General features: G+C 38.8%; 10 protein-coding genes. 2 read left to right on the top strand and 8 right to left on the bottom strand.

Annotated features, from left to right (window positions below; translation table 11 throughout):
- Nucleotides 1-23: 23 nt before the first annotated feature.
- From H148_RS0109500 to H148_RS0109465, 7 genes are all read right to left on the bottom strand, one after another.
- Entirely contained in the window at nt 24-335 is a 312-nt protein-coding gene (locus H148_RS0109500) for a 2TM domain-containing protein (RefSeq protein ID WP_037325044.1), read from the bottom strand.
- Nucleotides 335-1,660 (bottom strand): 2TM domain-containing protein, encoded by a 1,326-nt coding sequence (locus H148_RS0109495; protein WP_029034590.1) that lies wholly within the window; start codon nt 1,658-1,660, stop codon nt 335-337. The genes H148_RS0109500 and H148_RS0109495 overlap by 1 nt, the downstream gene beginning before the upstream one ends.
- 73 nt (nt 1,661-1,733) lie before the next feature.
- Nucleotides 1,734-2,372, bottom strand: coding sequence for a hypothetical protein (locus H148_RS0109490; RefSeq protein ID WP_029034589.1), 639 nt, complete (start codon nt 2,370-2,372; stop codon nt 1,734-1,736).
- Nucleotides 2,373-3,948: 1,576 nt separating this feature from the next.
- Nucleotides 3,949-5,436 (bottom strand): S41 family peptidase, encoded by a 1,488-nt coding sequence (locus tag H148_RS0109480; protein WP_245583413.1) that lies wholly within the window; start codon nt 5,434-5,436, stop codon nt 3,949-3,951.
- Nucleotides 5,437-5,603: 167 nt separating this feature from the next.
- Nucleotides 5,604-5,744 (bottom strand): hypothetical protein, encoded by a 141-nt coding sequence (locus H148_RS18615; RefSeq protein ID WP_156877237.1) that lies wholly within the window; start codon nt 5,742-5,744, stop codon nt 5,604-5,606.
- Between the two features lie 33 nt (nt 5,745-5,777).
- Nucleotides 5,778-6,494, bottom strand: coding sequence for a DUF3307 domain-containing protein (locus H148_RS0109470; RefSeq protein WP_029034586.1), 717 nt, complete (start codon nt 6,492-6,494; stop codon nt 5,778-5,780).
- Nucleotides 6,491-7,090 carry a SatD family protein gene (locus H148_RS0109465; RefSeq protein ID WP_029034585.1) on the bottom strand — a complete coding sequence of 200 codons (600 nt, stop codon included), beginning with the start codon at nt 7,088-7,090 and terminating at the stop codon, nt 6,491-6,493. The genes H148_RS0109470 and H148_RS0109465 overlap by 4 nt, the downstream gene beginning before the upstream one ends.
- A 286-nt stretch (nt 7,091-7,376) precedes the next feature.
- Between H148_RS0109465 and H148_RS0109460 the strand changes: the two genes are divergently transcribed.
- On the top strand, nt 7,377-7,598 hold the full coding sequence (locus tag H148_RS0109460; RefSeq protein WP_029034584.1) for a CDGSH iron-sulfur domain-containing protein: 222 nt from the start codon (nt 7,377-7,379) through the stop codon (nt 7,596-7,598).
- Between the two features lie 214 nt (nt 7,599-7,812).
- On the opposite strand, the gene H148_RS18350 is transcribed toward H148_RS0109460, so the two are convergent.
- Nucleotides 7,813-12,765 (bottom strand): PAS domain S-box protein, encoded by a 4,953-nt coding sequence (locus H148_RS18350; protein WP_051286350.1) that lies wholly within the window; start codon nt 12,763-12,765, stop codon nt 7,813-7,815.
- Between the two features lie 805 nt (nt 12,766-13,570).
- Between H148_RS18350 and H148_RS0109445 the strand changes: the two genes are divergently transcribed.
- On the top strand, nt 13,571-14,311 hold the full coding sequence (locus tag H148_RS0109445) for an energy transducer TonB (RefSeq protein ID WP_029034583.1): 741 nt from the start codon (nt 13,571-13,573) through the stop codon (nt 14,309-14,311).
- The last annotated feature ends 74 nt before the right edge of the window (nt 14,312-14,385 follow it).

The raw sequence follows: 14,385 nt of genomic DNA, 5'->3' as shown, positions 1-14,385 counted from the left end.
GGGAAGTATTTATTCAGGAAAATTTATTCCCAGGTTTGGTGCTTATTTTTTTCCATGAGCTGTCTTATCTTTTTTTCTTCCCAATTTTTTCCGAAGAAAAAATCTGGTCCAAAAACACTCCACCAGTGAAAGAATAATCCAATCCCCCAAAAGAATGCAGTAAAGTAATTACCCCAATCCTGTAATCCTTCCAATAAATCTTCATCTCTGGTATTCACAGCAATTATGGCAACATTAATGAATGAATATACCAGCAGGTGGATATAAAAATCTTTGATCTTCTTTACGCGTTTTTGCGCAAGTTGGTATTGATATGTCTTTTCGGTGGGTTCCATTAGTTCCAGGTTTTTGTTCGTTGTTGTTCTTTTTCCATGAATTCCTGTATTTTTCGCTCTTCCCAATTCGCTCCATAGCCAAAGACTGAGAATGCGTGGATTGCAAGGCCTAAGCCCCAACCGGCCATAGGAAACCAGAACCACTGAAATTCCCAATAGGTATGGTAGTTAATGAGGATAAGAGCGGGAATCACTACGCAATAGGAAATCAAATTTTCGTAAAATTCCTTTATCTCTTTTACGCGTTGTTTAGCTTTAAAGTAGGCATTGTTTTCTGTAATATTTTCCGATTCCATGGTGGTTATTTGTTTAGTCAGTACAGGAATTTTCACCCTAAAATTTTCTGAATCTTTTAATATTTGTACATCGCGGCGGGTGACCAGTGCATAACGACTTATAATGTTTTGAAGCCCAACCCCGGCACGTTTTTGCAGAACTTCCTTTTTTTGAAGATTATTCTCTAAGACCAAATAACCATCTTCTACAAAAATTTTAATGTACAGGGGGCTCTTTTCGCTTACAACGTTATGTTTAATTGTGTTTTCCAGCAACAATTGTAATGATAAAGGGACCACTCTGGCTTCAGGTGTAGATAACTCCTGTGGTACCTCATAGAAAATACTGTTTTCAAATCTCATTGTCAACAGGTTCATATAAGTTACTGCAAATGTTAGTTCCTCCTGTAGGCTAACTAATTCCTTGTCTTTTTGCTCCAGTACATACCTGTAGATCTTGGAAAGGCCGGTAGTGAATTTTTGTGCCTGTTCAGGATTTTCATCTATTAATGACGTAAGAACATTGAGACTGTTAAATAGGAAATGTGGATCGATCTGGTTCTTTAGGCTTTCAAATTTTGCTGAAGCGGTACCGGCTATGATCTTTTGTTCGGTTATTTTTTTTTCCTGTAGTGCTTTATAAAAATAGATTAGATGGAAAAAAAGAGAAACTATTGCTGTTAACAGTAAAGGAAAAAGGTAATATTTGAATTTTTCATTGGAGAGGAATTGAGCAAAACCAATTCCTTGGAAAACAGTGTGGTCTACCAGCCTGCAAAAGAAGAAACCAATCATGGTGAGGACAATAGATCCCACGGCAGCTAACAGTATTCTTTTAAGGTCGGCTCCTTCCCAGCCAATTTTCCTTTCAAAAAAGGCAAAATAAAAAGAATTTATTGCCGTAAGCACAAAAGAATAAAAGAAGTAAGCGCCCCATAGCTGTATTTCCATCAACTGTTCCCAATTATGTGCACCAAAAAGGACATTAATGAGAAGGATTCCAATACAAATAATTATGGAAATCTTAGTAATTTTGAGCAGTTCTTTCATTTTTTCTTCACCTGGTCAAGTTTAATTAAAATCTACTTCTTTTGCTGACTAAAAAATAGTTTTTTGTCTTTCACTAATTTTCACTTCCGCAGGTTTGAGCCAATAGAAATTGTAACCTGTCTTTTCCCCAGGAGGGAGCTATCGTAGGAGTATAGTCTTCTTCTGCAAAAAGCTCGAGGCCCGCTTTCAGATTTGGACAATATTTTGTTGGGCTTTCTCCAAAATATGCTGCAGATCCCATATCCCATTCGGCTTTTGAGAGTACCAGTCGCGGGTTTTTAGGAGCTTTTTTTGAAGCTTCAGCATAAATTCCGGAGATTACGGGAGCCAGGGTCATCCCATAAGTTGAAGGATCTAATGTAAGCCTGGAGGTATGCAACATGGCCTGGAGAATCATTAGTTCCACTTCATCTCCATTTCGTTTTATTGCTTTATCCAGAAAACTTTGAGCTTCTTTAAGTAGCTGCTCTTTTTTCACCCTATTGGATTTAGGAAAGCTTTCCACGATTTTGACCTGTGCTGCATAATAGTACGGAAGCCATTTTTCTTCTTCGCCAATGGCTATTCGTTCAAAAAGGTTGGCTGCATCTTCTGGTTTTTGATCCTGCCATAGCTCAAAGGCCGTTGTCATTTTTTCCTCGTAGTGGGTTTGGGCATTTAAACCAACAGCCATGAGTAAGGAGAGTACGATAGTTACGATTAAAGCTTGCATAATTTCAGGTTTTGATTTTAGTGTTTAATTCTGGTTCGAAAGTGCATCTATCAAAATAATAATGACATTCTTTCTTACTGAATTGTAAATTTTCGAGGATGAACTGATTTATCTAAAGATTATCTAGCTGATTACCCTTTTTATCATTACTAATTGTCCAGAAAAAATCGATAAAACAGGATCTGTGGGCGCCGTGAGTTATTGCCTGCGCGGAAGATTAGTAAAGCTGCAACGAAGATCTCCGGCTACTCCTGCCGTAGTAACGATGCCAAGAGGTTTATTAGAGAAATTTTAAAATTAATTCCTCTAGAAAAGGTGCCGGCATTATTAATAACGGCATCAAGAGCGGTGTTATCCTCTCTAAATTTAATCGAAAGGTTCTCTTACCAGTCATCTGTATGCTCCTGCCAGTTGTTCAAAGGATAGGTAGGAAATCATCAGAGTTTGTTCTTCAAAAATTGAGGTGTGGATAGGAAAATTCAACAAGCTCGTCGGTTGTAGAGTTCTCATAGCTGCCTTGCAGGTAAACATTGGCTTCAGAATTGACTGTCCATTAACTTTTTCAGAAACTTGATGCTGTGCCTGTACAGAGAAAGGGCTACAATAAAACACAAGGAAAAAATCGGGCTTCATCTTTGAATTTTTTCTAAAGATGAGTAGCATATAGCTATAACAGAAATTATATTTTGCCAGATTGTATTATTATAAGGGTAAATTATGGTTGTCAGGCTGTGGTTAGGTTAATTAATGTCTCATAAATAAATAAAGAATAACTCCCAGAAGTACAAGAAGGCAAAGAAAAAATTGCCCTTTCAAAAACCATGAATCCCGGTTGATGTGGGTTCGATAAGCCTGAATGTCATCGTGTGTCCAAAATGTACTTTTTGTTTTCATTACCCGTCTTTTTTATCAACTGAGGGGACAGCTCATACATAATAGACGAAGTTTGAGAAAGTTTGTTTCAGCTTAATATGAAGTTTAACAGCAGTTTAATATTTATTCAATCGAACTTCAAAAAGGTGGTTCTACAGGAAAATTAGGGGATTTTATTGCAAAAACCATAGTATAAAACTTAAGGTTCCAAGGCTAATTATAGCGGTGAAAATCAATTGACCTTTCAGGAATAGCCAATCCCAATTTATTTGTGAAAGATACGTTTCAAAAAGGATCTTTTTATTCAATCGTTTTTCTCTTGCTTTCATAACTGTTGGTTTTACACACTTTTATATAAGCAATGTCAATTCCATTTTTTTAATTCAGAATCAAAAATCCGGCTGTGAGGATTATTTATTATTACAATTAGTGGAATCAAAATGTTCATATGCTGCATGTTTCCTGAAGTTTTGGGAATTGTAAGTATTTTCGGGCAGGATATTTTACATTAAATCTTAATAGGAATATTATCGAGAGGCCTTACTATTCCGTTATAGATAAAATCAAAAGTTGTTGAATTGTTCTACAGAAAGTGTAGAAATTAATACTGAAGTGCAGGACGGCCCTTTTTTAAGAAAATTAGTCATCAAAAAAAATGACCTCCCTGAACAGAAGGTCATTTTAGTTATGCTAATCCTTTAAATTAATTTCTTCGAAGAATATCAGGTACCTTATCAAGATACATTCTCTGATAATGGGGTTCAAACATTTCCCCGTCTCCTATGATCTTCAGGTTACTTTCAGCTTTTTTCTGCTGGCCTGCATCTGCCGCCGATATTTGCGAAATCCCCCTGATATGATTTAAAGCAGCCTGCAGTAAAGGCTCATTAGGATCTCCTAAAGTACCCAGATTATTTATGTTTTCTGATAATTCAACATCCGGATCCAAACCGTTAATATAATCTGATATACCATTCGCATTGGCCGATTTTAGTACAAGAGGCTGTAAAGCATAGGTATGATTTTTATTAATTTCTTTATCTTTTGAGAAATCTTCACTGTCATAAAGGGTTACTGAAGCCTGGAATTTCCCTGTAGTATTTTCTCCTACGTGGACGACATTAATATAGGGATCAAGTCCATTAATAATTAATTCACTGGCAGAAGCAGTACTGGCAGTGGCCAGAACATAAACTTTTAATAGGCCCAGACTGTTAATCTTTGCCCCGGTTCTAATTTCATCGTCAAAAAGATTGAGTAATCGTTCGGGCTTATGCTCTTCAAAGTATGCCTGGTAGGTATCATTCCACTTTTCCTGCATAAACACTTTCCCCTCAAATTGCCCGGTGATCATGCTTGCAAGATCTACAGCCGAGACCACATCGCCACCTCCATTGTACCTAAGATCAAGAATTAGTTCCTCGACACCTTGATTTTTGAGTTCTCCAAAAGCCAGATTCAATTCATCATCAAAATTTCCAATAAAACTATTATACATAAGGTAACCCACTTTTTTTCCATCTACATCAAGAGTTTTCACCATGTGAATAGGATTGGCCGTGTAAGAAGCCTGGTGAAGAGTAACAGTCTCATCGGTAAGGACCAAAGTGCCATCTTCGACCTTTCCTATATTAATTGTAAAGGAATCTGAGTCGAGTAAGGTCTCAAGATTATTGGAGGTCATTTTTTGACCGTTAATTTGCGTAAAGACTGTTCCGCGGGTAAGACCGGCTTCTGCTGCAGGAGTATTAGGAATAATATATTGTAAAAAACCAAACAAATTGTTGGTACCGCTAATTTGACCAAGGCCGAAATGCATACCTGCAGTACTACTACTCACACCATTAAAACGATCTTCCAGTGCTTTGTAGTCATCGGTCATGAAGCTAAATCTATCATTAGTAAACTTAAGACTTTTAAAAAGAGATTCAGGAGAGCCAGAACCGGCGAGATAGTCTAACTTTTCATTCTCTGTACCGAAATAATTATCAGCGAGAACAGGAACATCAGCTTTATATAAATAAATTTCATTCATTCCGGCATAAATAAATTCTTCTACCTCAAGTTCGCTAACTTCAGTAGTTTCTCCCAAATTCTTCGAGCTGGTATTCTCTTCCAGGACTTCATCATCTTTGGAACAGGAAGTTAATATCAGGGCAAATAAGGTAATCAGCAGAGGAAAATTTTTCATCTTCATATACTTTGGTTTTAGTTGGCCGGTAGTTAATGATATAAATGTTTCTACCGCATCCATTAAGTATATACAGCAACTGTGCCAGAGTCAGATGATTATAGTTAATTAAGGTCTGGTAACCGGGTATTTGTCGTCGGATAAATGGAAATCAATATTTGATACTGTTAATTGATCTTTTTCTTTTCTTTTTCTTCTTTTTCAGCTTTTCCTGCTTGCTTTCGCAGCTTTATAAAGGTGTAGATCATCACGCCTATGAGCACAATGCCCATTATTATGGCGAAACCCCATGCAGTATTTGACATCATTAATTCCATTCCTTCTAAAGTAGAAAATTTTATTTAAATTTTTTGACTGATGTAAAGATAAAGCAACCCGGTAATTATAGCCATGACGAAGCTTAGCAGGGTACCAATAAGAACATATTCTGTTAGTTTCCTGTCTTTAGCCCGGGAGAGATCGCTAAAACGCAATATTGATTTGGCGGCTATTAGCCATCCTATGGCCTGCCATTGTTGGAGCACAATGAATCCAAATACCATAAATCGCTCGAGTATGCCAATATACTTTCCCGCCTGGGGCAGGGAGTCTTCCTCATTGTCTTCTGGCAACACCCAACGACCCATAAGTAGTCTCATAATAATTGCCGCCACCGGTCCCAAAATTATTATGCATATAAAGAAAAGTACAACAACAGAGTCGAATAGGCTCTTCCATTGAACTTCAAAGAGATGATAACTATAAACTACCCCCGCAATCACCAGTAGATGTGCTAATTGATCAATAAGAAAAAGTTTACCTCTATTATGCTGCGTTTCGAAGTTTAATTTTAACAGATCTATTATGTAATGGGTAATTAAGATAAATATTATGCCTAACCAATAATTGAGATTTAAATTAAGGAGTAACAGCATTGTCCCGGCGTGAACGGCTATATGCAGGTAAAGTAAAGGAGAACGATGTTTTTTTTGTCTTTTTTGAGCCACCCAGCTGTCAGGTTGTAACAGAAAATCCCCGATCAAATGGGCCAGCAACAATTTTAGGGCGAGAGCTGTCATAAGCTGTGGATTTCTTTACGATAAAAATTTTCAAGTTGTATGATCTCATCAAAGCCACCTCTTTTAAGAGCTTCACTTAGGCTGCTCTGTGATTTGTTTAACTGTTTTGCCAGCTCTGTCTGACTCTTTTCCGGGTTTTGAAGAAAAATGCTAATAGTCTCGGCTACTGTAGAACTCCAGTTATTTGCCGTAAGCAGGGCCAGGTTAAGGAGCAGGTTGAAAATTTCATCTTTTTCGGGATTTCCGGTGATTATACCCAGATTTTGTTTCTTAAGATTTTCGAAGCATTCTCCTGAACGTACAAAGGCTGGCCCGTTAGCTTCACTTATCTTTGAAGCTTCATGATCCTGTTCTCCAATTCCTATGCCCATCCTAACATCCAGATCCCGAAGTTGCTTAATCCCTGCTTTTATTTGAAAGGCAGCATAAAGTGCTACTTCTGGTGCGAGTAATAGTTGAAAACTATCTCCCCTGGTAATTTCCCATTGTTCAGGATTTTTCCCAAACTGTTGCAGAATCTTCTTTAGTATTGGCAGCCATTGACTTGCCAGCTCAATCCTGGAATTAATAATGTCTCCTGTAATAACTGCTTTCATGAACACAATATCGGTTTAAAAGCCGATATATGCAAATATCGTTTAATAACCCGATAATTTGGTTTATCGGTTATCAAGCCGATATTTAAGTTATATTTCCCTTCTCATTAAGTAGCTGAAAGAGAATTTGCAACAGAGTAGGAACAAGTGGAACTTCTTCTGATATAATAACTTAGGTTTTGCTGGTTTTTTAAAAATCAGGCAGAAGAAAGGACTCCAGGAGGTTGACCAGTTTCTATTTTTGTTCCGGACAAAAGAGGTTATATTGCATTTTAAATTCTATAAAATGTCAAAGACAAAAATTACCGTGAACAATAATGGCTCCCTCATCATTGACGGGGACTTTCAAATAGTTGATAAGAACGGAAAGGAATACCATCTGGGAGGGAGGGAAAAGGTGAGTCTATGCCGCTGCGGCAGGTCTGCCAATAAACCTTTTTGTGATGGTTCCCATCGCGGCCACTTTGAACACGAAGCGACGGCATTTGATTTGCCTACAAAATCTTAAGTATCTTGATCATAGCTACACTATAAGAAAGGTACTGGTGAATTTGGAATCTAAACTTCACCAGAACCTGGCTTCCGGTGGGGGATTGGCAATTTCCATTCAGCCGGCAAAAAACAGGTATTGGAAAAATATGAAGAAATGGTAATTGAAACCTGCCAGTAAAGTCAGGATGAGAGTTAATTGTTTTAAAACAGACCCTCTATAAACAGATCACCTATTTTCTTAAATCTTCCAGACCGGCAATAATTGATCTGAACTCTCGCAGAATTTCTTTTTGTTTTTCCTCTAAATCTGAATCTGAGTTTGTCAGGATTTCCCTGAACTCATTAATTTTCTTAGTGAGACCATTGGCCTGCAGGTAATGCAGGGAGGTCGTGTTCTTGTGAACAAGATCGGAAAGGCCAACTAAATTTTTCTCATTTGCCGCAGTTGTAAATTCCTTTTGATACAGTTGCAGACTTTTAATAGAATTCGAAAGGAGTTTTTTCAGTATCTCCTCATTCTCACCGGCTATCTCTGTATATCTGGAAATTTCAAAAAGAGGATCCTCCTTTTCATCCTTGAATCCTTCAGAGTCTTTTTCTGAAGACAATTCAGAAGGAACTTTTGAAGAGGTCTGTTCTTCATTATTTTCAATTTCTCCATTGGAAACGGGAAGATGAAGCAGGATCTTTTTCTTTAGATCAAGGGGCTCGAATGGTTTCGTTAAAAGTCCACTAAACCTGGTTTCGTGATCTGCCTGTTCCACTTCCTGGTTTTTGTCGGCAGTAAGGGCAAGGATAGGCACATCTTTATATCCCGAAAATTTTCTTATCTCGTAAGTAGCTTCATAACCATCCATCACAGGCATTCTAATATCCATAAGGATCATGTCGTAATGATTTTTGCTGGCCATTTCTATAGCCTCCTTACCATTTTTAGCTTCATCAGGTTTTAGCTGCCACCAGTTCTCCAGAAACTGGATGATGATCTTCCTGTTGATCTCCACATCCTCTACCAGCAACACCTTAAGATTTCGCAAATCTTTGAAGTTTTCCGACGTAATAGAAAAAGTAGGTGAAGCAGCTCCCAACTTGGCCTTTTTAACTGGTAAGCTAAAATAAAAACGCGATCCTTTACCGGGCGTGCTATGCAGTTTTATTTCGCTGCCCATTAACTCAAGCAGGAGGCGGGTTATGCTAAGCCCCAGACCTGTGCCTCCATATTGACGTACTGTAGAGCTCTCTGCCTGGGTAAATTTTTCAAAAATATGCTCTAACTTCTCTTCGGAAATTCCAATCCCCGTATCTTTTATTTCAAACTTTAAAAAGAGATCATCCTTATTCTGCTGTTGAAGATCTACAGAAATACTTACTGTTCCATTGGCAGTAAATTTCACTGCGTTATTTACGAGGTTATGGAGCACCTGGGAAAGCTTGAGTTGGTCTGCAGCAATGCGATCAGGAATGCTTTTATCTATATGTAGTTCCAGTTTTGTTTTCTTGTCATCCGCCAAAGGTTGGTGTGCCTGTTTAAGATTCAGTAAGAGTCCGGGGAGGTCAAAACTGGTTATTGTTAATTCTGCTTTTCCTGCTTCCAGTTTACTGAAGTCCAAAATATCATTGATTAGGGCAAGCAGATTTTTAGCAGAAAAATGAAGAGAATTCAAGTTTTCCTTCTGGTCTTCTCTGGGATTTCTATCCAACAGTAGATTTGTAAGGCCTATGACTGCATTTAAGGGAGTGCGAATTTCATGACTCATGGTGGACAGGAAATCTTCCTTCGCCCTTGAAGCCGCTTCGGCATCTTCTTTGGCGTGGATCAAAGCTTCTTCGGCCTGTTTCCTGTCATGAATATCGATGTTCATACCAGACCATTTTGTGACATTGCCTTCAATGTCAAGAATGGGAATAGCCTTTACACTTACCCATCTGGAATCTCCTGAAAAATCAACAAGTCTGAATTCCTCGTCAAATTTCGTCTGTGTGGTTATTGATTTTTTCCATTGACTCTCGATATAAGCCCTGTCTTCTTTATGGACTGCATTTGCCCAGCCTTTCCCTATCCATTCTTCATAACTCTGCCCGGTAAAATCACGCCACGAAGTACTGTCTTTCTTTACAGTTCCGTCGGGTTCAGTTTCCCACACTGCAAGTGCAGAAGATTCCACCAGGTTTCGGAAACGTTGCTCGCTTTCCCTTAAAGATTTTTCTGCCTGGGCCTTTTCTATAGCAGCCCATGTTTGTTCACAAACTTCCTCAACAAGGGTTACCTCCTGAGAAGTCCATCGCCGCGGATTTTTTTGCTGAACAGCTACAACCGCTACTAACCTGCCATTCCTTACCAGGGGTACTGCAATTATAGCCCGAACCTGTGAAGCGCCTACCCTGTTCCTGGCCTTCCCGTCATTTTCATACACTTTGAGCAGATCTTCAAGTACAAGGGTTTTTCCGTCCTTAAACTGCTGGTGAAGTTCAGGACTAAAATCAGAAATTTTCACTTGACCCTTTAATGGTTCAATATTATTTACATATCCCTTTCTTTCTGTTAGGGTATCTTCATCTTCAAATATTTCGGAATAATAAGCTCTGCTAACTTCCAGATGCCTTCCCAGGATCTGCATTGCTGTCTCCTGAATTTTTGCAGGTTCCTCTAACGGTCGTACTGCATCATTTAGGTCAAGTAAGAAAGATTTGCGCTCTTCTGCTTCTTTTCGATCTGTGATATCCTTAAACATCACTGCAACATGCTGCTCATTGGGGGCATCAATTCTGAATGCGTTAACATCGAACCATCTTTCCATAGCATCGCTGTAATCTTCAAATCGTATGGACACCCCGGTCGAGGCAACTTCTCCATAGATTTTTTTCCAGTGATCCTCAATATTCGGGACAAGTTCATTCATAGTACGGCCAACAACATTTTTCAAACCTGTTTGAACTTCGAAAACCGGATTGGCCTCCAGGTACCTGTAATCTACACAAGTTCCAGAATCGTCCCTGATGATCTCCAGGAGGCAAAAGGCTTCATCCATGGAATTTATTATTTTTCTGTACTTGTCTGTAGCTCTTTCAGTAAGTTCTTCTTTTAGTTGAAGCAGTTCTTTTTCAGCTTCCTTACGCTCCGTAATATCTTCGGCGGTGGCGAGCAGGAGATCACCCAGTTTAGCCAGTCTAAAATGGAACCAGTTTTGTAACCCCTGTCCCTCGTACCAGACTTCAAAATCTGCGGGTTCACCTGTAATTGCAGTATTTTTGAATTGGTCAAGAATGCCGGTAGGATGAACATTAGGAAAGAATTCAGAGTACCGCTTTCCTATGAGATCGCGCGGTAATTTAAGAGTTAGATAATTAAATTCGTTGACCATAAAAAACTCAAAGTCTTCAGGTTCTCCATTTTGATCATACAGGGTCTTATATAAAATTATGGAATTGGGGGAGGCGTCAAAAACAGACTGCAGCAGGGCCCTGTTTTCTTTCAGTTGTTGCGCCTGCAACTTAATTTCCTCTAGAGAGGTCTTAAGCATTTCACTTTCGGAAACCAGGCCTTTAAAAGTGGCCTTTTCATTCATGACTTCTGTAACATCCAAAGCCCGGTGAATAATATAATCCACTTCTCCTCTTGAATCAAGTACAGGAGAATTATTGGGAATCCAGTATTTTTCCACAAACCCACCTTTCCCGTTGGGGACATCATACTGGAGTATAGGCAAGCGATCCAGTTTCTTTGTCTTCAGAACTTTTTCCAGAGAAGTTTTAAGGGTTTTGACGCTGGTCGCTTCTTTTAAATTGGGATTATCGGGGAATACATCAAAGATATATTTTCCCGTAATGTTCTCACGCTTTGTGTCTGTGGCATGTAAATACGCATCACTCACCATCTTGATTCGGAAATCTGGGGAAAGCACCAGGTAAGAATCAGGTGCATTTTGCAGAACTCTTAAGAGGTTACGGTTCTTATCCTCGCTTTTACGAATCTCTTCTTCTGCCTTTCTTCTTTCTGTTATATCCTGAACAAGACCAATTATCCTGCTAATTTCTCCCCGGGAATTGGTAATAATTCTTCCCTGTGCCTCGAGTATTCTAAGACTGCCATCTTTTTTATAGATCCTTCGAATGTAAGTATAATTACTCTTTTCATCGATTGCGCGGTTAATAATATCATGGACCTTGGAATTATCATCGGGGTGTGAACGTTTGTCTACCCACTCCATTGAAGGAGTAAAAGCACCGGGTTCTTCTCCAAAGATGTGGTATAGCCCGTCAGAAAAATAAGCTGCATTGGTTTTAAGGTCAAGCTCATAACTACCCATTCCGGCTAGAATTTCGGTAGAGCGCATCAGCTTTTCTGCTCTTTTTCTTTTTTTCTCTGCCTGCACTCTCTCTGTAATGTCCTGCATTGTACCATAAACCCGAAGTGGTACTCCGTTATCATCATAAGTTATTGCTGCTCTTCGATGAATATGCCTTATTGTTTGATCGGGACGAACAAAACGGGTGAGGGTGTCAACAGGCTGTCCTGTGGTATGTGTGGTGTCTACCGCATCTATAAGAGGTTGTAAATCTTCAGAATGTACATAAGAATAAAATTCCTCAAGAGTAATGCCCTCCTGCCGTGGTTCAATGCCCAGAATATTAAAAAATTCTTTTGACCCTTTTAGAAGATTTCCCGGGAGTTCTCTTTCAAAACTTCCAATATGACCAATCTTCTGAGCATTTTGAAGTCTTCTGTGCTCTTCCTGTAATTTTTCTTCTCCTAATTTTTGCTCATGAATATTTTGAGCGATACCCAGGATATGAGAAACTTTGCCGTTTTGGTCTTGTTTAAAAATTTTCTCCTTAATCCTGTACCACTCCCATTGATTTTCGTCGGCACGTAATCGAACCTCTATTTCACACTCTTCCTCCCCCGAAAGTGATTTACACTTTTCGAGGTTATCTATACGCCGCTCATAATCATCTGGATGGAGAATGATCTGGAAAATATCGGAACCCTTGTTTAGAAAATATTCAGAATCATAACCCAGCAGCTCTTTAACCTTTTTACTTATAAAAATTACCTTTTTTTCCTGCAGGTCAATAACAAACAGGATGTTAGGACTCAGGTTGGCCACTTTCTGAATGAAATCGAATTTTTCTTTTATATCATTTTCTCCCGAATCCATAGGGGATCTATCTGCGTCTGCCATTAAATACTTAATAAATTAAAAGTAAAAATCAATCTCCTAGGTTTTTATCCAGGTCAAATGGTTATCGGCAGAATTGGAATTGCTGAAAAGTAGTTTTGACGACTTTTTCACCACAACTGCATAACGAATATTTATAGGATTCTAAAAGATGTCCTGAGTCGGAATATAAGCAAAATGAAACAATATAAATTCAAGTTTAAGAGTTCACCGCTTAAAGTTTAAGAATTCGGGGTTCGGGCTTTCAGATTAAATTTTTGGGAACAAAGAATTAAAATTTGATTCTCAGTTTTAGGAAAGCCTGGAGATTTACTCGTATATCCAAAATTGGCTGAAAGTGAGGTTGAGCGCTAAAATAAGACAGGAACCGAAACTTTAGTGTGTCTTATCGAGAGCGGAAACACAGGCAAGAAAAGAATTGTTTTCAAACATTTATACCGAACACCCCTACGGCGGGCAATATCCTACCGCCGAACAGGTAATACCTATGGTCTGGATGAACATATTATGGACAAAAGAGAGCCTGTCGAGAATCGGCTCTTTTTTATTACTCTTTTTAATTAAATCTTGATGACAAATATCATTCTTTAACCCATATACTGTCTCTATCTTTAATATGGTTTTAGATGCATGTTTTCAAGAATATTGATGAAGAACTACCATAATTTTCTCCTGTAATTAAACAGGTAATATAGGTGCCTGGAGACTGAAAAAATGAAGATGGAGGAGAATCTAAAAAATAGATTTTTAAAAAGGGGAGACCCTTAAAATTATAATGATTTAGTTATTAACTTCTAAATCTACTGTTATGCAAGTCAAGAAAAATCCAAAGGCAGATCTCGGTAAAAACAGTCTGATATTTTTCCAGGTAGGATTGATCATAATGCTCAGTCTCACTTATTTAGGATTGGAGTGGGATTTCAGTCAAAATGAAGACCTGGATCTGGTGGAAGTGCAGGTAACCGATTTCGATCAGGAGGACATTCCTATTACTCAGCTCAACACACCGCCCCCGCCACCTCCGCCACCTCCACCACCAATGCCCGAGGTAATAGAAGTCGTAGAAGATAAAGCAGAGGTCGAGGAGACGAAAATTCGGTCTACAGAAAGCACTCAGGATGATAAAATAGAGATAGTGGAGGTAGAAGAAGTCGCCTTTGAAGAGGAGGAGGAGGAAATTGAAAAAATACCCTTTATGGTGGTTCAACAGATCCCTACCTTCCCGGGCTGTGAAGATATAAAGAATAAGGAGGAGCAGAAGAAGTGCATGTCTCAAAAAATTGATGCCCATGTAAGGAAACATTTCGATGTCGGCATAAGTGAAGAATTGGGAATTACAGGGATGAACAGGATCTTTGTTGTGTTTAAGATCAACGAACACGGAGATGTGGCCGATGTTCGTGTCAGAGCACCTAATAAGAGACTGGAAGAGGAAGCACAACGTGTGGTCAATCTTCTACCTAAAATGATTCCCGGCAGGCAAAGAGATAAACCCGTTGCCGTTGAATATTCCTTACCAATTATGTACGAAGTTCGGGACCGGATTTGATCTAACACCAATTAAATAAAACCCCTCAATGAAATTTCACTGAGGGGTTTATCTTTGCCAGTATTTTTATTGAA

The sequence above is a fragment of the Salinimicrobium terrae DSM 17865 genome, from assembly GCF_000424665.1.
Classification (GTDB): domain Bacteria; phylum Bacteroidota; class Bacteroidia; order Flavobacteriales; family Flavobacteriaceae; genus Salinimicrobium; species Salinimicrobium terrae.
This window is presented reverse-complemented; position numbering and strand designations above follow the sequence as displayed.